Genomic DNA, 24,321 nt, shown 5'->3' with positions numbered 1-24,321 from the left:
TATTCCTCCTAATTTATTGATAGCTTTCTCTCTTAATTTCAACTTAAATATTATATCATATATTTTATAAGATTTCATTTAATATCTTTTTCATTTCTTCAAGAGATTTCGCTCTATGGCTTATTTTATTTTTTTCTTCTTTTGTAAGCTGAGCAAAAGTTTTATCTAAGGCATCAGGAGTAAACAAAGGGTCATAGCCGAATCCCATATCTCCTTTGCCCTCAAATCCTATAAGTCCTTTGCAGATTCCCTTTGCTATGTACTGCCTAGAATCCGGATATACAACTGCAATTGCAGATACGAACTTAGCTGTTCTACTGTCTAAATCATACCCTTTTAAAAGCCCTAACAGCTTTTCATTGTTTTTCTCATCAGTTGCTCCTTCACCAGAAAATCTAGCTGAGTAAACCCCTGGCCTTCCGCCCAGTACATCCACCATAAGACCAGAATCGTCAGCTATTGCAGCTTTCCCAGTGAGTTTCATTACTTCCTTTGCTTTTATAATTGCATTTTCCTCGAAGGTAGAGCCAGTTTCTTCTATTTCTAAACCTTCTAGCCCAACATCCTTTAAAGACAAAAGCTCAATGCCAAAATCAGCAAGTATGCTACCTATTTCTTCAATCTTATGGCTGTTAGATGAAGCAATTACCATTTCTTGCTTTGGTCTTGGAGAAATCAGTGAGGATATAGGCTCTCCAATCGCTCTTCTTTGAATTTTCATAAGCTGTTCGTTGCCTTGCTGTGCTAAATCTAGAAGCTGCATAAGCTGATTCTTTGAAAAAGGATGCTGTTCTCCTGTTCCTTGAACTTCAATGAATTCGCCCTTATCGGTCATAACTACATTCATATCTACTTCAGCGCTTGAATCTTCTTCATAACATAAATCAAGCACTGGCTTGCCTTTTACTATCCCTACACTGACTGCACTTACAAAAGCATTTATAGGGAAGCTTTTTATTGCTTCTTTTTCATAAAGCTTTGCCATAGCATCGCAAAGTGCTACAAAAGCTCCAGTAATGGAAGCTGTTCTAGTTCCTCCATCGGCTTGAAGCACATCACAATCAATCCAAATAGTTCTTTCTCCTAATACCTTCATATCTACAACAGATCTAAGAGCTCTTCCTATTAATCTCTGAATTTCATGAGTTCTACCATCTATTTTACCTCTAGCTGAATCTCTGATTTTTCTTTGGTGAGTCGACCTAGGAAGCATGGAATATTCTGCACTTATCCAGCCTGTACCTGTATTTTTAAGAAACGGAGGTACTTTTTCTTCTATCGATGCATTACAAAGCACTACTGTGTCTCCAAATTCAATAAGTACAGAGCCTTCAGCATATTTTGTAAAGTTCTTAGTTATTTTTATTTCTCTTAGCATATTGCTTTCTTTTGACATTTATTTCTCCTTTGTGGCTAATAGCCTTTGAAATATCTATTTACTGCTTTGACTATACCTTCAACCATAGCATTTTGGTAAGCATCGTCTTTTAAATTTGCAAGCTCTGATGAGTTTGTCATATATCCTAGCTCCAAAAGAGCTGCAGGCATTTTAGTTCTATTAAGTACTACTAGGTTTGCTCTTGGAATTATCTTTCTATCATTTGCTCCAGATGTCTTTAGCATTTCACTATGGAAAATCTGTGCCAAGGCTTTGTTGTCATCTGATGGATAGTAAAGCGTTTCTATTCCATTTGCGGCACTGCTTCCAGCTGCATTATGGTGTATGCTTATAAATAAATCTGCATCGCTGTTGTTTGCTGCGGCTGCCCTATCTACTAATTCTATGAAAACATCAGTGTCTCTAGTTGTAATTATCTCATATCCTTCTTGCTTTAGTCTAGCAGAAAGCTTCTGGGAAATAATAAGGTTGAGTTCTTTTTCTGTAGAGCCTCCCGAAACTGCCCCAGGATCCTTTGCCCCATGACCCGCATCTACAACTATAAGCGGCGTAGTTCTATTTTGCTTTGTAAACTTTATACCTATTTTAGAATTTATTCCATTCTCAGTAAGAGCGTAATTTACTCTTTCCTTAAGCTTAAACTTAATCTTAGTGTCTTGCCCTTGGTTGATTACTTCTATAGAGGATATATTTCTATCATCTACATTTCTAATCTCTGACTGAAGATTTGAAACACTAGATGGAATAGTAAGCTCAACTATATTTGAAAACATGTCAAAATTAACTGTTGGAGCATTGTAAGACGAAAGAAGTCTAAGCTCAAATTTCGAATTAATTCTATCTGCGCTATATGTCATGTTGGAATTCTTTGGTTTTTGAGATTTATAAGTCACATCAACTGAAGCAGGATTCTGCTTGATTTGAACTTCTTCTCTTTTAGTATCGTCTTTTAATTTTAAGGTTATTCTAAGCTTATTTTCTGAAGCATGATAATATGAGTTCATCTCTTTAATAAAAGCACTGTTTGAATAAAATTTATTGGCGTCTAAACTAGAATTTATAGCTGCCCCTTGAATATCAATAACTAGTCTTTCTGGATCAGATAAGAAAAAGCTAGAGCTACTAAGCCCACTAGTTCCAGTGATACTAAATATTTCATTGTCCATATTTTGCTGGACTAAGTTATAGGAAACCTGCTTTGCTAACGAATTGCTAGTGTTTACTTGATTATTACTGCCTTGTGGTGTATTTATAATATTATCCACATCTACTATAGGCAATTGATTCGAATTGCTATTTGAATCAACTGAATTATTATTGGAATTATTTTGAACAACAGTAACTCCAGACAAATCTAAGCTTCCAAGTATATCATCCGTATTTACTACAGTGTCAGCTGGAAATAATGCATCATTAACATGCTCTCCTGATTTTGAAATCAAGTTAGTGCTGTTATTTGCCGCATTATAATTTACGGTAAGCGAAAATTCATCAGCTATAAATTTAAGTGGAACCATAGTTCTACTATTTACTATTATAGGCGAAACCTTATCAGGAAGTGTCTTAGATTTGCCATTTACTTTAGCAGTAGAGCTGTTTATTTTTAAAACTATAGTTTTATCTGATTTTTTTATAGTCACCTCTTCTGTTTTTGAATTCCAAGAAATTTGAGCTCCTAACTTTTCTGTAACCAGTTTTACAGGAACTAAAGTTCTAGAATCTATAACAAGAGGTGGAACTTCTCCACTAGATACAGTAAGAGGAGCCGAATCTACACTTACGTTTGCAAGAGCAATTTTTTGAGTCTTTCCTCCCACTATGAACTTTCCGTATTCAATTTTGGGAGCTCCAAAAGAAACAGACGGTATCAAAAGCCCTAGGGCTAATGTTAAAGCTATGTATTGTTTGAAACCTTTTTTCATCTTAATATCCTCCTACTTCAAACCAAAGCAGCCAAAAGCTAAAATATGCTAAATATTTTTTAATATATTTAGCATATCACGTTATAGTTTAAAAATTCAACTCTACTGAGGTATTGTAATTTATTCTTAATACTTTTTATACCACCTTGTAAAGTTCATCTGACTTTGGAGGCAAAACATTTGAATAAATTCCATCTTCAAAAATCACTACAGCTTCATCCTTTGAAAGCTCTCCTATTTTTGAAAGCCTTATATTTGATAAAGCAAATGCTTGCTCTAAAGCCTTTGAAGAATGAGCCTTAGCAACAATAAGCATACTTCCGCTGGAAATAAGTCTAAGAGGATTTATATTATAAAAGTGGCAGATTTTCTTTGAAGTTTCAGATAATGGCATCGAGCTATAATCAAGCTTTGCTCCAAATCCTATCATCTCACAGGTTTCCCATACAGCGCCTAAGACTCCACCCTCTGTTATATCATGCATTATGCATTCATAGTCTCTAGCTAGCTTCGAATCCTCAACAACACTTATATTTCTGGAGTAATCTTCAAGCGTTTTATTATCCTCTTCACTTAGAAGCTGTGATAGCTCTGAGGATTTTTCTAAAGCTATTATATGAGTACCCTCCATTGCTATGTCTTTTGTAACATATATATAATCTCCAGATTGAAATACTGGTACATTTTCAAAATGAGCTTTTGACAACAGTCCAAGCGCTGTGACAGAAATTATCATTTTATTTACTGCTGAGGTCACTTCTGTATGTCCACCTATAATTTGAACGTCTTTAGCTCTTGCACTTTCATATATATCCTTCATAACTAGTTTTATATCCTCATCAGTTGTTCCTAGTGGGCATAGGATAGTTACAGTAATGGCAAACGGAGAAGCTCCTGAAGCCGCTATATCATTTAAATTTATATCTACAGCTAGTCTTCCTATATCCTCTTTAGCCGCTGTAATAGGATCTGAGGATATAGATATCATACTTCCCTTTGAATCAATTACAGCACAATCCTGCCCTATATACGGATGAGTGAGTACTTCTTTTCTAAAATTTTTAGTATATTCAAAAACCAACTCTTTAAGTTGCTCTATAGAGAGCTTTCCTTCATCTAAAATATTCATTCAATTACTCCTACTATAAGTGATTAAAAAGCTTTAATTTAATATAGTAATCTGAAAAATTACTTGAAACTAAATAAATTTAACTGTGCTAATTATTTTACGCCACATTAATTATACACCATTTATCTTTCGTTGTGTTCTTAATTAAGAAGTCTAGTATTTACAGCAACAAAATAAAGAAGCGACCTAGGCCGCTTCTTTATTTATAAAAAATTTTTAATTATTTTTCGATTGTAGCGTTGTGATAGAACACAAATCCTAGAGGTGAGAAGTGAACACCTTTAACATAAGATTTTAGTAGTGTTGGTTTTGTGTAGTAGTAGATAGGCATAGTGATGTTTGCATCCATCATTAGCTTTTCTGCTTGTAGCATAAGAGCGTCTCTATCTGCTCCTTCAGCTTTTTTAGAATCAGCGATTAACTTGTCATACTCATCGTTGAACCAGTCAGCATCGTTGTTTCCTGAGTTTGATAACCACATATCTAGGAATGTCATAGGGTCAACATAGTCACCAATCCAACCATGTCTAGCTATAATGAAGTCTCCTTGAGTTCTTGTTTCTTGGAATACTTTCCACTCTTCGTTTCTAAGTTCTACATTGATTCCTAGGTTTTGTTTCCACATTTCTTGGATAGCTTCAGCTATTGCTTTATGAGCTTCAAGAGTGTTGTACATAACTTCGATAGTTGGGAAGCCTTGTCCATCTGGATATCCAGCTTCAGCAAGAAGTTTCTTAGCCTCTTCTACGTTAGCAGTTGCAGGGATACCAAAGTCTCCGCCTTTTTCTCTAAAGTCACTACCATCGCTTAGAGTCATACCTGATGGTACGAATCCAGATGCAGGTTTTTGTCCACCTTTTGTTACTACGTCAACGATAGCTTGTCTATCTATTGCAAGAGTTAAAGCTTTACGAACCTTAGGATCGTTAACTGGCTCTTTAGTAGTATTAAATACATAGAAGTAAGTTCCTAGGTAAGGCTGAATTTCGAAATCTTCATGAGATTCTTGAAGAGTAGGAATTTGATCTGTAGGAATATGCTCTAGGTAATCAATCTCACCAGACTCATATGCAGACATTCCAGTTGATTCTTCAACTATCATGTAGAAATCTATACCATCTAATTGAATGCTATCAGCATCATAATAATTTTCATTTTTAACAACTTTTAATACGTCATTATGGCTCCACTCAACAGCTTTGAAAGGTCCATTACTGATGTAAGTTTCCATGTTTAGAGCCCATCCTTCTGGATCAGCTTCAACTATGTCTTTTCTAACTGGGAAATATGTTGGGAATGCTGTAAGCTCTAAGAAGTATGGAGTAGGTGACTCTAAAACAACTTCTAAAGTCTTGTCATCAATAGCTTTAACTCCAACCTCATCTATTGTAGCTTCGCCACTGTTAAACGCTTCTCCACCTTTTAAGTAATACATTTGGTATGCATACTCAGCAGCTGTAGTTGGGTCAAGTGCTCTTTTCCAAGCAAACTCGAAATCTTGAGCTTTTACTGGCTCGCCATCAGACCATTTTGCATCTCTTAGCTTAAATGTGTAAGTAAGTCCATCTTCTGAAACTTCCCAGCTCTCCGCCATACCAGGGATTGCTTTTTCATTTTCGTCAGTTTTGCAAAGACCTTCGAAAACGTTAACTAGGAATATTGCTCCGTCAACCGCAGTGTTTAGTGCTGGGTCGATAGTTTGAGGATCTGCTCCTAAGTTATGTCTAACAATCTTTGGTTCAGTAGACTCACCTGCAGCCTCATCACCTTCAGCAGCTTGATTTCCGCCACAACCTGCAAGAACAGAGAATCCCATTAATGCAGTTAGTGTTAACGCGATTAATTTTTTCTTCATTTTTTTCCCTCCTTAGTTTTTAGTGCTAACCTTTGTTTAGCTCTATATAATCTACGGATGTAAAAAAATTACATCTATAGAAAATATCATATAAAAAAACCTTTTATTCTATAATATCTGATTTTCTAGAATTTTCAAACTTTTTTTAGAAATATGAAGAATTTTTTTTATAAAGTTTATTTTTTATGAAGATGACAAGCACACATTCTGCCTGGCGCTATTTCTACAAACTCTGGTTCTTGCTCTTTACATATATCCATAGCGTATTGGCATCTAGTTCTGAATCTACATCCTGAAGGAGGATTCATAGGGCTAGGTACATCACCAGTAAGGATGATTCTCTTACTATTTTTAGAAATATTTGGATCTGGTACTGGTACTGCTGAAAGCAGTGCCTGAGTATATGGATGCTGTGGCGAGTTGTATAAATCATCTGCAGGTCCAAGCTCAACCATTTTACCAAGATACATAACACCTATTCTGTCAGAAATATGCTTAACCATAGAAAGGTCATGGGCAATGAATAAATAAGTTATATTTCTTTCTCTTTGTAAGTCTTCAAGCATATTTACGACCTGCGCCTGAATAGATACGTCAAGAGCTGAGATAGGCTCGTCGCAGATTATGAAATCCGGCTCAACAGCAAGGGCTCTAGCTATACCAATTCTTTGTCTTTGTCCTCCTGAAAACTCATGAGGATAACGAGTGGCATGGTCAGGGTTAAGTCCAACATCGTGAAGCAGCTGGTGAATTTTTTCCAATCTTTCTTTACCTGAAGCTAGTTCATGAATATCTAGTGGCTCTCCTATGATATCTCCAACTGTCATTCTAGCGTTTAATGAAGCGTATGGATCTTGGAATATCATCTGAATTTTTTTTCTATATGGCTTTAATTCTTTTTGTGATAATCTTCCTATTTCAGTTCCTTTATAAATAATTTCACCTGAAGTAGGTTCATACAGTCTGATTATTGTTCTTCCAGTTGTAGATTTTCCGCAACCAGACTCTCCAACAAGTCCTAATGTTTCTCCTCTTTTTATAGCAAAAGATATATCATCAACTGCTTGTACATTTTGAGTAGTTCTCTTAAAGAAGCCTTTGTGTACAGGGAAATATTTTTTAAGGTTTTTGACTTCAATCAAAACTTCTGCATCTTTATTTATCATTAAGCTTGTCCCTCCTTATTCATATTTCCATTGATTTCAGGCACGCTAGGTGCATCTGGATGAAGTAGATGACACATAGATCTGTGCGTAGGGCTCATCTGAGTATACTCTGGACTTTGCTCCATACATATTCTCATAGCAAAGTCACATCTTGGTGCAAATGGACAGCCTTTTGGTGGTTTAAGTAAATCTGGAGGCGTTCCATCGATTGGAATTAATCTTTGCTTATCAGATTTCTCTGTTATCTTAGGAATTGATTTAAGTAATCCCAATGTGTATGGATGCTTAGGGTTATAGAAGATTTCTTCGCTGCTTCCCTCTTCCATAATAAGACCACCGTACATTACTATTATTCTGCTACACACATCTACAACTACTCCAAGGTCGTGAGTTATAAGGATGATAGATGTATTTAATCTATCCTTAAGGTCTTTCATAAGCTCAAGTATTTGGGCTTGAATAGTAACGTCTAGCGCTGTTGTAGGCTCATCAGCTATTAGAAGTTGAGGCTCACAAGAAAGTGCCATAGCTATCATAGCTCTTTGTCTCATACCACCTGAAAACTCGTGAGGATATTGCTTTATACGTTTTTCAGGACTTGGAATTCCAACTAGTCTAAGCATTTCTACAGCTTTTTTTCTAGCTTCTTCTTTAGAAACCTTTTGGTGCTTTATTATAGCCTCCATTATTTGGTCTCCGATAGTGTAAACTGGATTAAGAGAAGTCATCGGGTCTTGGAATATCATTGAAATTTCATTTCCTCTTATACTTTGCATCTCTTTGTCAGTTTTTGTAGCTAAATCTTCTCCATTGAAAAGTATTTGGCCATCTATTATTTTACCTGGATTAAGCAGTAATTTCATTACAGAAAGAGAAGTAACAGATTTACCTGAACCTGATTCTCCAACTATACCTATAGCCTCTCCCTTTTTTAGGTGAAAGTCCACCCCTCTTATAGCTTTAACTTCTCCAACATGGGTAAAGAAGGATGTTTTTAAATTTTTAACATCTAACAAATTTTCTGATGACATATACATTCTCCTCCTTTACTTACGCATTTTTGGATCTAGAGCATCTCTAAGTCCATCGCCTAAAAAGTTAAAAGCAAGCATTGTTAACGATAAAGCAAGTGCTGGGAAGAATAGGTGATGCGGATATAGCATAAAGCTACCTAAAGCATCGTTAGCAAGTACCCCCCATGAAGCTTTAGGAGCAGATACTCCAAGTCCTATAAACGATAGGAAGGCTTCAGTAAATATTGCACTTGGAATTGACATTGTCATTGTAACTATGATTGGTCCCATTGCATTTGGAACTAGATGCTTAAATAGTATTCTTGAGTCACTAGCTCCAAGTGTTCTAGCTGCCATAACATATTCCTGTTCTTTTAAAGAAAGAATCTGTCCTCTAACTATTCTAGCCATACTAATCCAGTATGTAGTACCTATTGCTATAAGAATACTTTTCATACCTGCTCCTAGCCAAACCATAAGCAGGATAACATATAATGTTAATGGAATAGTGTAAAGAATATCAACTATTCTCATCATTAGGTTGTCAGTTCTTCCACCTACATAACCTGAAATACCACCATATACAACTCCAACTACTAGATTGATAATAGAAGCTGCTATACCAACTGTAAGAGAAATTCTCGCTCCGTAGATTACACGAATAAACAAATCTCTACCGTGCTTATCTGTACCAAATATATGCTCTGCAGTAGGGCTTTGATTAGCATTCATAAGATTCTGGTCAGAATAACTGTATGGCCAGAACATAGGCACAAATATTGCAACCAAAATTAAAAATACTAGAAAAATCAATGAACCCATTGCAACCTTATTTCCTTTTAATCTTCTCCATACGTCTTGCCAGTAAGTCATAGATGGTCTTACTATCTTGTCAGCATCTCTTTCTGCTTTAGAAAGCGGCTGCCATAAATCTTGAGCATTTTTCAATTGTGTATTATCCATAATCCGCCTCCTAATCTTCGTCTATTTTTATTCTAGGATCGATAACTCCATAGACTAAATCTACTACAAATACCATTACTACTAGAATTGCTGCATAGAATATTGTAACACCCATGATTACTGTATAGTCACGGTTACTGATACTCTCAACGAACATTCTTCCCATTCCAGGGATAGCAAAAATCTTTTCTATAACAAACGATCCAGTTAATATACCTGCCGCCATAGGTCCTATATATGTAACTATTGGTATAAGTGCATTTTTAAGTGCATGTTTGAAAACTACTACGCCTTCGCTAAGGCCTTTTGCTCTAGCTGTTCTAATATAGTCCTGCTGGATAACCTCAAGCATAGATGAACGCGTTAATCTTGCTATAAACGCTACTGAATATGCTGCAAGTGCAAATACAGGCATTACCATATGTTTCGGTGACGCCCAGCGCGAAGTCGGCAAGAGCTTAAGCTTCACTCCAAACACATAAATCATCAGCGCTGCTAGTACGAAACTCGGTATGGTTACCCCTAGTATCGCGAAGAGCATTACAAAACTGTCTAGCCAGGTTCCCTGTTTTAGTGCCGATATAACTCCTATCGGTACACCTATAAGTAAAATTACTGCAATTGCAATTCCACCAAGCTGAGCTGAAACCGGGAAATAATCTCCTATCATTCCACTAACATCTCTACCTTTGTACTTAAATGATGGGCCAAGATCTCCTTGAGCAACACCTTTTAAATAATCAAAATACTGTGTACTAATAGGATCATTTAGATTATACTTTTCCGCCAAAGCTCTTTCTATCTCTGGTGGAAGCTTCTTTTCAGATGTAAATGGTCCTCCTGGAACAAGGTGCATCATTATAAATGTGAACGTAGTAATTACAAACAATGTTATTACCATTGATCCAATTCTTTTCAGAACATATCTTCCCATTTTATCACTCCTTTTCTAAACATTTGTAAAATTGAATGAAACTTTTCTTCAAGAATCATTGTTAAAAATTATTATATGCATAAGATTTATTTATTTCAATAATATTACAATAAATCAAATTTTAACTTTATTTAACATTTTAAAATTGTGTTTGAAAAATGAACGTTCTAAGGTGACATTCATTATCGTTTATTACCAATGGAAACAATAAACCCAAAAAAAGCTTAATTTTTAATATTTTCACAATTTATCAACAATTGTTGTTTGCTTGTCAAAAATTAAAAAACATAAAAATAAAACTATATGTCTTCAATTCGCGGACATATAGTTTTATTAAAAAAAGCCTCAAATGTTAAGTTTTGTTAACATTTGAGGCTCGCTATTTGATTCTGTGAAGTTTTATTAAAGATTGTAAAGCTCATTCCATATTATATTATCTATTTCTAATTTTAATTGACTTATCTTCAAAGAGTCGCATATCTTGGAATTAGTGATTTTTTGCGCTCTATGAGCTATTTCTAGTTTTTTATCCTCACTTATATCTATCACAGGCATTTCACTTAGAGGTCTTTGATATAGCTCTAAATATTTCCCCTTCTTTTTTCCCACATGTCTTAAATAAAAATCAGTGAAGGAGCTGTTTAAATAACCTAAGATGAAAAATGGATTTTCCTTAATATCTGTAATATAATAAACATCCGCACTAGCGTAAAGCTCATCATCAGAATACGCAAAGCTCGGATAAAGAGCTCTTTGAGGAGATACTATCTTTTCACCTGTAAATATCTCCTTACGCCTTGGCCACTGCAAATGATAGTATGGAAGCTTTCCTAGCATAGATTCTCTTCTTTTATTTAGTATAACTTCAAATTTAGAAAGGTGCTTTATAGCCTTTTCCTCATCAGCATCACTCATTTTGCTCGTAGAATAAAGCAAATAGTACTTCGGCTTTTTTATTGAATAAGCTGTGATGTCTGAATTTTTGTAGAAACTAACTAAGCAAGAGCATACATTTATATACTCGCTGGCTTCTTTTTCATTTAAAACAAATATCCCATCACCTATCTTTATATTCATATCAGCTTCGTTATCAATTTGTTCTTTCAAAACACTTAGGTTTTTATTTGTTACCCTGTCCGCTCCGCTTACTATACCTTGATTAATAGATGCAAGCTCTCCTAAAATCGATTTTGTATGCTTCTTTATTTTTTCAAAAATACCCTGTGTCTTTTTAGATATGAAATTAAAATAAGGGGAATAGTTCATACAAAACTCACTAGAAACACAGCTTTTAATAAAATCTGAATGATTCTCTTTTGATATAGATATTTCAGGTTCAGGGCTCATATTTATGCCATATAAAATATTTTCTAAGATTTCACCTAAGTCATTTTTGGTTTCATTTATAAGATAGTAAGAAAACTCTGCTGTTTTTTTCTTCTGAAGAAAAAAAATCAAGCTGTGGTGACCTACTGCATCTTTAAATGCTCTAAGTTCCCCAAAATCTATTACATCTACAAAGCTAGCTCTAGCTCTAATAGCTTCTCTTAATTTTGAAGCTGAATCTGCCCTAGTCCAATAAGCTGGTGTTATCATAGCTAAAATTCCATCTTCATTTAATATTTCTAAAGATTTCTCAATGAAAAAGTAAAAATAATCCATGCCTTTTTCATAATATTTTTTCCCAAACTCAGTATCTCTTACTTTAGAAAACACAGCTCTATTTCCCTTTTCTCCTATATAAGGAGGGTTTCCTATTATAAGGTCAAAGCCTTGTTCATTAAAATCAGTCAAATAATCTTTGCACTTAAGATTTAGGTTATCTGCATAGCTTATTCCAACCTTTTTTAAATTTTCTTTAGCAAGCTCAATAGCTGATGCTTCAATATCTATACCAATAAAGTTAGTTTTTAGGAACTCACTTAACTTATAACTTTTTATATACTCTTGCTCCAAAGCTTGGAAAAGCGCTATATCAAAACTTGCACCTCCTATACAAGGATCCAGTATCTTTGCAGCTTCAATAGATTTATTTTTAGATTCAAATGAATCACTTAAAAGCTTTAGGCTTCTTTTTACCATAAAATTTGAGATTTTATCATCAGTAAAAACCATTCCTAGACTTTCACGCTCAGCAGTACTTAGCTTAGGTGGATAAATAATTCTAACTCACCTACCTTTCTTGTGATTCTAAAAGTTTGGCAAGGACCTCTTCCTTAGTTTCGAGCTTTAGAAGCTTTTTAAATACCTCTTCATTTATTACTGCAACGCCTAAAGCTATAGCTTTATCTAGCTTTGAGCCTGCTTCTTCCCCTGCTATAACAGCAGTTGTATTTTTGCTAACCGATGAGGATGTCTTTCCCAGTCTTTCTTCTATTAAGACTGCTGCTTCATCTCTTTTTAGCGTTTCTAAAGTTCCTGTCAGCACAAATTTCATACCTTCAAATATAGGCTTTTGCTGACTATTTTTTTTATCAACGCTCATGGAAACTCCAGCTAGTTTTAGTCTTTCAATTAAATTTAAGTTTTCCTCAACTTTAAAAAACTCAAAGATGCTTTGAGCCATCTTTTCTCCTATTTCATCAATTTGAAGTAGTTCTTCTATCGAAGCCTGTTTAATCTGCTCTATATCAGAATATACAGATGCGAGAGTTTTTGCTGCCTTAGTTCCAATATATCTTATCCCTAGCCCTATCAGCAGTCTATCAAGCCCTGCAGTTTTGGATTCCTCAATAGAATTCATTAGATTTGAAACAGATTTTGAGCCCATTCTTGGCAAAGCCAAAATTTCATCTGGATTAAGATAGTAGATATCAGCCATATCATTTATTAGGCCAGCTTCATATAGCTGAATTACAATAGCCTCTCCTAGCTTATCTATGTCCATAGCTGATTTCGATACAAAATGTATTATTCCTCTTTTTATCTGAGCTGGGCAAGTAATATTAGGGCATTTTAAAGCGGCCTCACCTTCAACTCTAACCGTAGGAGTATGACATTCAGGGCAGGTTTCAGGCATTTTAAACTCATACTCTACACCTGTTCTTTTACTTATATCAACTTCATATACCTCTGGGATAATATCTCCAGCCTTTTGAATATATGCCCAGTCCTTTATCTTTATATCTTTGGCTTTTATAAAGTCCTCGTTATGAAGAGTAGCTCTGCTAACTGTAGAGCCAGCAATCCTCACAGGAGTCAAAATTGCAGTTGGCGTAATAGTACCTGTTCTTCCAACTTGAACGATTATATCTTCTATCTGAGTGAGCTGTCTTTCCGCTGGAAATTTATAAGCGATAGCCCACCTAGGAGCTTTAGCTGTCTCTCCAAGCATTGCTCTTTGAGCTAGATCATTTACTTTTATAACTATCCCGTCTATCTCAAAATCAAGCTCATGCCTTTTGTCATGCCAAACTGATATTTCGTCCCAGACAGCTTCCATCGAGGAATAGACATTTCTCATAGGACTTACTTTTAGTCCAAGAGCTTTTAAATATTCTAAAGCTTCACTATGAGTATATATATCCTTATCTATTATTTCTTGTAAATTAAATATAAATATATCAAGTGGTCTTTTAGCTGTGATGTTTGAATCGAGCTGCCTAAGCGAACCTGCGGCTGCATTTCTAGGATTTGCAAATAAAGCTAGCCCATTTTCTTCTTGTTGTAAATTGAGCTCTTTAAATTTTTCCTTTGGAATATAGACTTCTCCTCTTACTACTAAAGATACTTCTTCCTTTAGCTTCATAGGTATTGATTTAATTGTCTTTAGATTTTTTGTTACATCCTCTCCGACTACTCCATCGCCTCTTGTTGCTCCTACTTTGAACTTTCCTTTTTCATATGTAAGTGCAACTGACAGTCCATCTATTTTAAATTCCAAAACATACTCAGGCTTTGGTATCATTTGCCTTACTCTTGAATCAAAATCTAGTAAATCCTGCTTTGAAAACGCATTTGAAAGCGACATCATCTGAACGCTGTGGCGTACCTGGTCAAATTTCGATAGAGCCTCTCCACCTATTCTTTGAGTGGGTGAATCTTCAGTAATATATTCTGGATATTTTTCTTCTAAAGCAATTAATTCCTTCATAAGCATATCAAAATCTGCATCAGAGATTTCCGGACTATCCTGAACATAATAAAGTATGCTGTGATGCTCAATGCGCTCTCTTAGCTCATTAATTTTATTATAAATGTCTTTTTCATTTATAGATTCGGCCATGAATATCACCTCTGCTATTTTATTTTTCTTCCTTTTCCAAAGCTTCCTTTAGCTTCTTTGCAGCTTCCTCTGGATATATACTGTTAATATAAATTCCTGTACCAAGTTCAAAGCCTGCATTTCCAGAAAGTCTAGGGTTTATTTCGAAATGATAGTGATAGTATATTTCTCCAGATTTCATAGTTTTTGGAAGTGCATGCAAAAACATATTGAAAGGAAAATCTCCAAGCTCTATATACATGGCTTTAAAGCAAAAGTAAAGAGCTTTTGCCAATTCATCTATATTATCTTCCGTTTCAAAATAAGGAAGGTGTTTTTTTGGAAGTATCCAAGTTTCGTACTTATACTTAGGGGCAAATGGACAAATAACTGCAAAGTGCTCATTTTCATATACTAACCTTTCCTTTTTGCTGAGCTCAAGCTCTAGTATATGGCAATAAGGGCAAGAGTGAGTTTTGTCAAAAAATGTTTTGGAGCCTTCTACCTCATATTTTACAAAATCTGGAACAGAATTTAGCCCAATAAGTTGACTATGAGGATGAAACAAGGACGCCCCAGCTAATTTTTGATGATTTTTGAAAAAGCTCACATATTCTATATCCTTATTGCTAATTATAGCCTTATATCTTAAAACCATCGCCTCAATAAATATTGTAAAATCCTCTAGGTTCATGGTAAAGTAATTCGTATTATGAAAAGGCGACTCAACTATAACCTCATGAGTGCCTATACCACTGTATTTTTCATATATTGAGTGTGGCTTTGAGCTTTGCATATTTTCATCATCCATGCTTTTTATGGCTGGAAATTTGTTTGGAAATACCCTTATCTTCCAATCTTCACTATCTGGAACCTTTAATATTTCCTCTGGTGTAGCTGATTCATTGCCCTTGCAAAAAGGACATTTTTGCACATAGTCAAGTTCTGACATAGGATTAACTTCTTTAGCTAAATTCCATAAGTCAGTTGGCCTTAAATCTCTTTCTACAGCAAAAATTACATGTCTTCCTGTTATAGGATCAATTCTTATCTCCGACAACTAATCACCCCAATTATTTTTAATAATTAATTTAGTAACCCCTCTTTATATCTACTACATTTTTTAACTGTTTATTTTTAATATAAGCTTTTAAATTTTCATAAATCAAATTAAATCTTCTATTATCTCTTTGCTCTGATATCCATGAATTATGAGGTGAAATAAATACGTTCTCCATCTCCCAAAGCTCACTGTCAGCGCTTAGAGGCTCCTCTTCAAAAACATCCAAGGCAGCTCCAGCTAGAGTTTTAGATTTTAGCGCCTCAGTAAGAGCTACTTCATCTATGACATTTCCTCTTGAAACATTGATTAACATAGCAGTATTCTTCATCCATGAAAGCTTCTCTTTATCTAGAAAATGATTAGTCATTTCAGTAAAAGGAAGTACCATTACAAGATAATCTGCTTGCTCAATAGCTGTTTTAACTTCGCCTAGAGGATACACCTTGTCAAAATAAAGCGTGTCAGTTCCTTTTGTATTTACTCCTACTACATTCATTTCAAATCCTTGAAGCCTTTTTGCTGCTTCACTCGATATAGTTCCTGTCCCTAGAAAGGTAACTGTCTTTCCATATAGCTCTATGAGTTTAGAATCTAGCTTCCATTTCTTTTCTTTTTTATTATCCCAAAACTTTACAGCTTTTCTTGAAAGCATAAGAAGGTTCATAACTATCCATTCGCCCATAGGTATGGAATATCCACCTCTGTTGTTTGACAAGATGATAGATTTATTTATGATATCCTCTTTTGGTATGAAATCAAAACCTATGCTAGATAGCTGAATCAGCTTAAGATTTGGAAATTTCGTTATGTCTAATCTATCAAAAGGATTATAGCAACACATAACCTCGGCATCATAAGGCACCTGCTCAGGAGTAAATCTGCCTTCATCAATAATCTCAACTTCATAACCTAAAGCTCTGATACTATCCATTTTTTCTTTTCCATAATCATAAGTAAATAATACCTTCATAATATCTCTCACCCTTTCTTTGATAAAATAAAGTTTTTATTTATTATTTAAGCTAAAGCTGTATCATCTACTAGATTTTTAGCCCATTTGTTTGAAAGAACCCTCGGAAGTCCTACTATAGTTTTAAAAAACTCTTCAAAACTAACCATAAGCACTATAAAATGAATCGGAAGCTTAAACCAAAGAGCCCCTAAAAAAGCCATCGGCACGCCTATAAACCACACTCCACCCATTTCTAAAAACAAGGCATATTTTGTATCTCCACCACTTCGTAAAATACCTATAATCAAAGCTGTATTAAAAGTAACAAATGGAGAGAAAAAGCATTTTACTAGCAAAATATTTCTAACGCTTTGTTCTAAATTAGGTGTAACACCAAACCATGTATTTACTAAAGGAATACTCGTATATAAAAGTAATCCCACTCCTGCTCCTATAGAAAAAGTAATCACACAAAATCTCTTAGCATACTGAATTGCTATTTCATCTCTTCCTGCTCCCAGTTCACTTCCAAGCATAACTGCGCAAGCATTTCCTACACCCATTGAGCCTACCATAAATATATTCGAAACTGTATTTGCAACTTGAACTGCTGCAATAGCTGTAGTTCCTACCCTAGAATAAGCAACAGAATACATTATAGTTCCAAGCGACCACATCATTTCATTTATAATAACAGGAGTTGCCGTAACGTAGTATTTTTTCAGAAAATCCTTATCAAATGCCATCAGTTCTTTAATATTAGCAGCAAGAGGATGGGTTTTATCTCTATATATTATTAGTATCATTAAAAATAACTCTGTAAATCTTGCAATTGTTGTAGCTAACGCAGCTCCGCTAACTCCCATCTCAGGAAATCCGAATTTACCAAATATAAGCAAATAGTTAAGTCCAGTATTAATTAATAAAGATATTGAACTTACTATCATAGGCATATTTGCTTTTTGGACACTTCTGCAAGAAAATCCATATGCAAAGCTTATTGCCGTAACTACATAACTAATACCTATTATTCTTAGATATGATACCCCAAGCTCCATAACTTCACCCTTGGCATCAAATACCATCATGATATATTTAGGAAGCACTATAGCTACAAATGAAAATATAAGCCCAATAATAGCCACTGCTATGATGGCAAATCCTAGTGTGGATTTTATTTTAGTTATATCTTTTTTACCCCAATATTGAGAAATAAAAATACCAGCGCCTGAGCAAATACCAAAGGAAATTAGCATAAAGAAAAAGAACAGCTGATTTGCCATTCCTACAGCGGCAAGAGCATTTTCACTTACTCTGCCTATCATCAATATATCTATCATGTTAAGAGAAGAACTGATAAGATTTTGAATGGATATCGGTATAGCTATGGCCAGCATGGTTTTAAAAAATGTTTTGTCAAATTTTGTTTTAGTCGATGTCATATTTCGTTATTTCTAAACAGATAAACTAGTTTAGTCCTTTCTTTTTTTATCTTCTACAGATTATGTTACAATATAACAAAAAATATTGCACTAATTTTATATCATATATGAAGTTAAATAATCCCTAATGAAAAAAACTAAGCAGCCACTGGCTGCCTAGTTAATATCAATAAGAAAGAATTCACTTTTTTCCAAAGCATTTATTAAAAGGCTTTCAGAATCTTTAGTTCTAGCTGAATCCTTGCTGTTTAATATATGTCTGTTTATGTCTAGTTTCCCATCCAATAGAAAAATAAAGGTTTTTCTACCTTCAGAAGGATTATATTCCAGTGGTTTTCCATTATCTAGTACACTGAGATAAAAGTTCACATCTTGTCTTATATGGCAAAGTCCATCATCCTTGCCAAAAATCTTATATAAGCAATTTGTGGCTTTATCTTTATCAATCCTCAGTTTATCATATCCAGCTTTGTTTTCATAACTATTTGGAGAGAACCAAAATTGTAAAAACTTTAATGGATATTCTTTTGATGCATTTTTCTCGCTATGCTCTATACCATCACCTGCATGAAGTATTTGAAACTCTCCAGTGCTAATATGTGTCGTTTCATTTGATACATTGTCGAAGTGGGCTAGCTCTCCATCTAAAACATAAGTTATGACTTCCATATAATGAGTCGGATGCATATTGAAGCCTTTCCCAGGGCTTAATACCTCTTCATTGAAAACCAAAAGATTGCCAAAATCATTGTTTTCCTCATCATAATAATCTTGAAAGGAGAAGGTTAGATATCCCTTAAGCCAGTCCCTATCTACATAATGTCTTTGATCAGATGTTACAATATTCAGCACAAGCAACACTCCTATATCCATATCAAGATTTGAGTTCTATATACATATTATGATATCAGATTAAATGATATAAGTGAATAATTAATCGATAATAGGAGAAATAATTCCCTACATAAAATCTCCTATTATCGGAGCAATGATTTGTGCAACTGAGCTATCTACGATACTAAACTCCTTGAATCTAACCGGAGCGCACATATAAAGTACACCTTTTTTCTTACCTTTATGAATTATCGGCGTAGATAATACACTATCCCATTCTGGCATACCAGTAAGCTCATCCAGTTTGGAAACCTGCTCCCAATCCGTCAAATAAAGGCTTTTTTCTTCATCATAACAGGTTTTGACAATATTGAGATTTATTTGGTTATCAAAACCATGTTTGATTACAAATGTTCCTTGCGAGGTTCCTTTAATTAATGATTCTATTTCAGAATCCTCATATTTAATTATAAATAGCTTTTCTGCCTCAAAATACTTGATAACATCTAGAATGTATTTATCAAACACTTCTGTATCGCCATCGCTTGTTTTCATTAGATTAATTGAGTTAACAAACAGGTTTGAGCGCTGATGATTTTCTCCAAATATAGATGCAATTATATTTTCCTTTTTCCTGTCAAAAATCTCAGAGTTATTCAAAGTATTATCCCAAATACAAACTTTATTACGCCCTGAATCCTTTGCTTTATATAGAGCAATATCAGCTTTATTTATAAGTTCTTCTTCCCATACTCCATGCTCTGGATATGTGGATATACCCATACTTACAGTTATAGGCTTTCCTTCAAAATCCTTTAACTCATTATATATTTTTTCTCTGATTCTGTCCGCTATGCTATAAGCTTCTACAGTACTTGTGTGTTTTAAAACGAGTACAAACTCTTCTCCTCCGTATCTCGCAAATAAATCAGAGCTTCTAATGGAGCCTTGAACTATTTTCGAAAACCTTTTTAATGTGACATCTCCAAAACTGTGGCCAAAGGTATCATTTACAGATTTGAAAAAATCAATATCCATAATCACTAAAGAAAACATGGATTTTTGTCCTTGAGCACTTTCAAGTTCATTTTTAATAAAAATATCAAAATATTGTCTATTATAAGCTTGAGTTAGCTTATCAATTGAATATTTGAGCGAAAGATTATAATTGTCTATAAAAGCAGAAAGTAAATTAATAAACTTTCCTATTTCCACATAAGACTCTTCAGTAAAGCTATTTAACACCATTTTTGATTCTAAATAAACATATCCAATTATATTATTTCTTGTAAGCCTTCTGTCATTTAACTGTAGATTGTCCGTGTATATAGGTATACACATAAAGCCTTTAGAATGGGATGGAAGAAGGCTTTTGAAAATAGAATCGCTATTTTGTACAAATTCCGATACTATAAGCTTGTCTTGGACTACATCCACTTGATTAAAAATCATTTCTAGCTCTTGAGTATCTCTTATGTCATTTACGCTTGAGATACAGTTTATTTCTTTATCCTGTCTTAGATAAATACCTCCAGTTTGTGCCCAAGTAATAGTCATAAGTTGCTTTAATAAAAATTCTATATTCCCGATATTCGAGTATTTAAGATTCTCTATTATAGAATCTGTACTCAGCTCATCTCTATCCCAGTTCAGATGTTCTTTAGCTTGTTCTATAAATGTCTTATCTTTTAGCAATCCTTTTAAAATTGCATTTTCATCAATCATAGGCTTTATAGATTCTACATTTGGATTATATGCATCAATTTTTTCAAACTCAGATAAATTTAAATCTTCGATTGACAAAATCCTAGATATAATGCTTGAGAGCATGCTCCCCAATAAATTTTCTAAGTTCATTTCTTTATTAAAGCTATAAATTTTATCCTTTAACTTAATATAGTTTTCAACCAGATAACTTACTCCTATGAAATAATGCTTATTCTTGATATAATCCTCACTTAAAATAAGATTAACTTGAAATAACAGTCTCATGTCAAAGCTTGGATTTAAATTAACTGCAAGCATTTCCATATAATCAGTTCTTTCCCCAGTTGAAACAATATAATATTTCATATAATCTCTTATATTTCTTGCTCTAATGCTTTCTTTTATATCTACATTTTCTAGAACCCATCCATAAATTTCGTTTATAAGCTCTGACTTAGAAAAGTATTTTGCTATAAGACCTATATCTAAAAATCTTTTTATAGAATATGGGTATCTTGAGAGCTCTTTCGTAACTTCAAATATCTCTCTAAGAGTTCTTTCTGCATCTTCGCTCGATTCTAGTTTATCTAGATTTGCAAATAAAGCTAGAGCTTTTGAAGTAATTGCTTGGAAACCCATTAGTTTTATTTTTGAATCTGAAATTACCTTAACATGTTTTCTTACTATATATTTATTCCCAGCATACATGTTTAGAGATGCCTTAATTTCATGATAAAATAAAATGGCTCTATCGTACTTTATATTTTCATCAAACAAATATTCAGCTTTCTTTATATAAACACCCGCATTTGAAAAATCAAACATCTCAATCATAATATGGGCCATATAAATATAAGCATAGAAAACTAAATCTTTTTTCTTTAGCGAAATCGATGCATCAATGGATTTATTAAAATAATCAATTGCATCTTCATAATTTAAGTTTCTAAGAACTGCTTCCCCTAAATTAAAATTTGAAATAGCAACCTGAGGCATAAGCTTATTTGCTTCAGCAAAATCCTTCATCAGCTTGAAATAATGCATAGCATTTTGATTATCAAGTAAATATTCGGAGTAGATAAAACCAAAACTATTATAGGTCTGAGCTATTCCCATCTTATCGCCAGCATGAATGAATAAATCCAGTATTTTTTCATGAAGAGCTATCAATTCTTCAGTTGAGTAGCCCTCTTCGTGATAAATGATGCCTTTATAATAAAGTACCCATGCATAATGCTTCTTATATCTTCCATTGCAAAGCTTTTCTGATAACTCTATCCATTTTTTTGCTGCTTCATACTCACCTATTCTCACTAAATACGAAAGCGTAGAGATGTAATAATCAAGCTGAGCTTTAGTATTTGAAAAGCTTTTTAGTGCTCTATCTATCTCGTCTAGCGTAGCTTTTGCCAAGGCAAAATCATTCAACTGCATATAAACATCAGCTATTTTATTTAAGGTTATTAATATCACTTTATAATTATTAATTGATTTTGCAATAATCAATGAATCCTTAAAATAACCATTGCCTTTAGCAAGCATACCTTCTTTCAGACATCTATTTCCTGCCTTTTGATAAGTTATTATCTGCCTTGTATGGTCTTTGGATAAAACAGCTTGTTCTATAGCTTCTTTATCCATTTCTAATGCCTCAACAATAGAGCCAGCTTTATAATATTCTTCAGCCTTTTTTATAGCATATACGCTAGCCTCTTTATAGCTTTTAGATTTCTTAAGATGATAAATCAGCTCATCAAGACGCCTTCCCTTTAATGATTTTTTCATGTTCAAAGTATTTTGAGCCATCTGATTATGCTTTATAAGCTTTACATCTGAAGGAATGCTGTCATATACTTTTTTCTTAAACACTCTATCCTCAAACTCATAATAATATCCATCATCATTAAACTGAGTAATTAGAATTTTTGCTTTCACCAAGTCCATTAAACTATCTACTATATCAATAAACTTTATATCTGAAGAATACATTGTAGCTAGGTCTTCAGCAGTTGATGGATTTTTGAAAAGAGAAAGATTGATTATAGCCTCTTGCTGTACATAATTAAGTACTTCTAAGTATTTTTGCGGACTTTCTAAAGATTCCTCCGAAATTTTAAGGTCATCGTATTTATCTGACTTAAAAATCCACTTCCCTGTATTATCAAGCTCAAGTATCTTCTGATCAATAAGCTCAAATAATATGTTTTTTACATGCTTGATATTTCCTATAGTGTCTTTATATATTCTAGTTGCTATGTCTATAGGATTGTAATCTATACATAAAATTGATTTTATTAGTTGAGTGGTTTCATCTATAGTAAGATTATTTAGCCTATAGCTTTCAGTTTTTTCAAGAGGAATATTATCTTCCGATGTATATATTATCAGTAGCTTTTCCTTTAATTTTTTATCATACATCAAATATTTTATAATTTCGATTGAATCAACATCTATTTCCTTTAAATCATCTATTATTATCGCTGTAATCTGGGCATCAATAGCAGTTTTAATAAAGGTATTAATTTGTGAATAGCTAGTGTAATCATCCCTCTTACAGCTTCCACTTTTCAAAAATGCCTTTACCTTTTCATATTTATTAATAATATCATAGCCTCTTTCAGCTAATATTTTGCTGACAACTGGAAGCATACTTTTGTATTTAAGTATAGGCCTGTCTTCATCAAAGCTAGCAAAAATATTTACACCTCTTAGTGAAAGCTGTTTTCTAATATGTCTTAAGGTTTTTGTTTTTCCTGTATTTCTATCTCCCTTTATCTCATAAAGAAGTACTCCATAGTCTCCAGCTTCGAGGTTATTTACCCCTTTAAAAATAGAGTTCTTAATTGAGTCTCTAATTACAAGTCCAGGTTTTCTATCTATATAATAATTTTTATCATCAAAAAGAAACTCATAGCCCTTGTCGCAGAAGAAATTTATATCCTCTATTATTTGAGTGATAGACGTGTAACGTTCTAAATATCTATATGCAGTCATCTTGTCGATAACAGGCTTAATTTTATTTCCAAATTTTGCTTCAAATGAAGGATTTTTTAATAGACTCTTTAGAACCATTCCCAAAGCATAAATAACAGATAAGATAGTAGTATTTTCTCCAGAATAAAGCTCTGGAGCCCTATACTTTAAATCTGCTCTTTGTTCGTGAGATGAAAGAATTACATTTTCAATTCGAGTTAATAAAAAATCTTTTATTTTAATATTGTTATTATCATCGAGATAAATATGCTCTGTTGAAGCAAAATCATAATAAAAACCTCTTCTTATCATAAGCTCAAATACTCTCAGTATATCTATAAATTTATCTAATAAAATATCTGAATCTGTTTGAGCATATGAATAATCTAAAAATGATGTCTTATAGTCGAACTTCTCAACAACAAAATAGTAATTTGTCCTCTCTACAGGTTTCCTATCGATAGAGAACACCATATCTACGTGCACGCCTTTTACAATATAGGGATGCTTGATACTAGAATAGACTAGAAAATCAGATATGAATTTTTGCATAGCAAGTTTAGACATCATTTGTGGCTTTACAATGAAAATTCTAAACGATGCCTCATTTGGGTAGAGTATATTCTTTACAACATGGCATGAAAATACTCTATTGCTATATTCTGTCTCTAATATTCTGTATCTATTGTTGATAATCTCCATACATTTCCTCATCCCAACTTACTATTCGACTTAGGACTATTATACTAGCCACAAGTATATCAT

Annotated in this window: 15 protein-coding genes; all 15 read right to left on the bottom strand. The window is 33.7% G+C overall.

Translation table 11 applies throughout. The features are described 5' to 3' along the window. Positions 1–64: 64 nt before the first annotated feature. Positions 65–1,396, bottom strand: coding sequence for a ribonuclease PH (gene rph / locus CLOST_RS03205; RefSeq protein ID WP_013360807.1), 1,332 nt, complete (start codon positions 1,394–1,396; stop codon positions 65–67). Positions 1,397–1,413: 17 nt separating this feature from the next. Beyond that, the gene (locus CLOST_RS13455) at positions 1,414–3,321 is read right to left on the bottom strand and encodes an N-acetylmuramoyl-L-alanine amidase (RefSeq protein ID WP_013360806.1); all 1,908 of its coding nucleotides are present in this window, start codon (positions 3,319–3,321) and stop codon (positions 1,414–1,416) included. Between the two features lie 136 nt (positions 3,322–3,457). Beyond that, positions 3,458–4,450, bottom strand: coding sequence for an AIR synthase family protein (locus CLOST_RS03195; RefSeq protein WP_013360805.1), 993 nt, complete (start codon positions 4,448–4,450; stop codon positions 3,458–3,460). A gap of 220 nt (positions 4,451–4,670) precedes the next feature. Next, positions 4,671–6,305, bottom strand: coding sequence for a peptide ABC transporter substrate-binding protein (locus CLOST_RS03190; RefSeq protein WP_013360804.1), 1,635 nt, complete (start codon positions 6,303–6,305; stop codon positions 4,671–4,673). Between the two features lie 176 nt (positions 6,306–6,481). Continuing rightward, positions 6,482–7,471 (bottom strand): ABC transporter ATP-binding protein, encoded by a 990-nt coding sequence (locus CLOST_RS03185; protein WP_013360803.1) that lies wholly within the window; start codon positions 7,469–7,471, stop codon positions 6,482–6,484. Continuing rightward, positions 7,471–8,508, bottom strand: coding sequence for an ABC transporter ATP-binding protein (locus CLOST_RS03180; RefSeq protein ID WP_013360802.1), 1,038 nt, complete (start codon positions 8,506–8,508; stop codon positions 7,471–7,473). Before CLOST_RS03180 ends, CLOST_RS03185 begins: the two co-directional genes overlap by 1 nt. A 9-nt stretch (positions 8,509–8,517) precedes the next feature. Continuing rightward, on the bottom strand, positions 8,518–9,447 hold the full coding sequence (locus CLOST_RS03175; RefSeq protein WP_013360801.1) for an ABC transporter permease: 930 nt from the start codon (positions 9,445–9,447) through the stop codon (positions 8,518–8,520). A gap of 10 nt (positions 9,448–9,457) precedes the next feature. Next, positions 9,458–10,381 (bottom strand): ABC transporter permease, encoded by a 924-nt coding sequence (locus CLOST_RS03170; RefSeq protein ID WP_013360800.1) that lies wholly within the window; start codon positions 10,379–10,381, stop codon positions 9,458–9,460. 402 nt (positions 10,382–10,783) lie between these two features. After that, on the bottom strand, positions 10,784–12,541 hold the full coding sequence (locus tag CLOST_RS03165; protein ID WP_259369993.1) for an Eco57I restriction-modification methylase domain-containing protein: 1,758 nt from the start codon (positions 12,539–12,541) through the stop codon (positions 10,784–10,786). Positions 12,542–12,554: 13 nt separating this feature from the next. Next, positions 12,555–14,606, bottom strand: a complete 2,052-nt coding sequence (gene ligA / locus CLOST_RS03160) for an NAD-dependent DNA ligase LigA (protein ID WP_013360798.1) — start codon at positions 14,604–14,606, stop codon at positions 12,555–12,557. Between the two features lie 19 nt (positions 14,607–14,625). Next, positions 14,626–15,645 (bottom strand): galactose-1-phosphate uridylyltransferase, encoded by a 1,020-nt coding sequence (locus tag CLOST_RS03155; RefSeq protein ID WP_013360797.1) that lies wholly within the window; start codon positions 15,643–15,645, stop codon positions 14,626–14,628. 31 nt (positions 15,646–15,676) lie between these two features. Then, positions 15,677–16,618 (bottom strand): phosphoglycerate dehydrogenase, encoded by a 942-nt coding sequence (locus CLOST_RS03150; protein ID WP_013360796.1) that lies wholly within the window; start codon positions 16,616–16,618, stop codon positions 15,677–15,679. A gap of 47 nt (positions 16,619–16,665) precedes the next feature. Beyond that, entirely contained in the window at positions 16,666–18,042 is a 1,377-nt protein-coding gene (locus tag CLOST_RS03145; protein WP_013360795.1) for an MATE family efflux transporter, read from the bottom strand. 156 nt (positions 18,043–18,198) lie between these two features. Then, a complete protein-coding gene (locus tag CLOST_RS03140) occupies positions 18,199–18,894 on the bottom strand; it encodes a pirin family protein (RefSeq protein WP_013360794.1) in 696 nt (231 codons plus the stop codon). A gap of 108 nt (positions 18,895–19,002) precedes the next feature. Further along, a complete protein-coding gene (locus tag CLOST_RS03135) occupies positions 19,003–24,258 on the bottom strand; it encodes a diguanylate cyclase (RefSeq protein ID WP_013360793.1) in 5,256 nt (1,751 codons plus the stop codon). Between the last annotated feature and the right edge of the window lie 63 nt (positions 24,259–24,321).

The organism is Acetoanaerobium sticklandii, assembly GCF_000196455.1.
GTDB lineage: Bacteria > Bacillota > Clostridia > Peptostreptococcales > Filifactoraceae > Acetoanaerobium > Acetoanaerobium sticklandii.
This window is presented reverse-complemented; position numbering and strand designations above follow the sequence as displayed.

Coding starts and splice junctions, on each gene's coding strand:
- rph (WP_013360807.1), bottom strand. CDS start 1,396: ATGTCAAAAGAAAGCAATATGCTAAGAGAAATAAAAATAACTAAGAAC.
- CLOST_RS13455 (WP_013360806.1), bottom strand. CDS start 3,321: ATGAAAAAAGGTTTCAAACAATACATAGCTTTAACATTAGCCCTAGGG.
- CLOST_RS03195 (WP_013360805.1), bottom strand. CDS start 4,450: ATGAATATTTTAGATGAAGGAAAGCTCTCTATAGAGCAACTTAAAGAG.
- CLOST_RS03190 (WP_013360804.1), bottom strand. CDS start 6,305: ATGAAGAAAAAATTAATCGCGTTAACACTAACTGCATTAATGGGATTC.
- CLOST_RS03185 (WP_013360803.1), bottom strand. CDS start 7,471: ATGATAAATAAAGATGCAGAAGTTTTGATTGAAGTCAAAAACCTTAAA.
- CLOST_RS03180 (WP_013360802.1), bottom strand. CDS start 8,508: ATGTATATGTCATCAGAAAATTTGTTAGATGTTAAAAATTTAAAAACA.
- CLOST_RS03175 (WP_013360801.1), bottom strand. CDS start 9,447: ATGGATAATACACAATTGAAAAATGCTCAAGATTTATGGCAGCCGCTT.
- CLOST_RS03170 (WP_013360800.1), bottom strand. CDS start 10,381: ATGGGAAGATATGTTCTGAAAAGAATTGGATCAATGGTAATAACATTG.
- ligA (WP_013360798.1), bottom strand. CDS start 14,606: ATGGCCGAATCTATAAATGAAAAAGACATTTATAATAAAATTAATGAG.
- CLOST_RS03150 (WP_013360796.1), bottom strand. CDS start 16,618: ATGAAGGTATTATTTACTTATGATTATGGAAAAGAAAAAATGGATAGT.
- CLOST_RS03145 (WP_013360795.1), bottom strand. CDS start 18,042: ATGACATCGACTAAAACAAAATTTGACAAAACATTTTTTAAAACCATG.
- CLOST_RS03135 (WP_013360793.1), bottom strand. CDS start 24,258: ATGGAGATTATCAACAATAGATACAGAATATTAGAGACAGAATATAGC.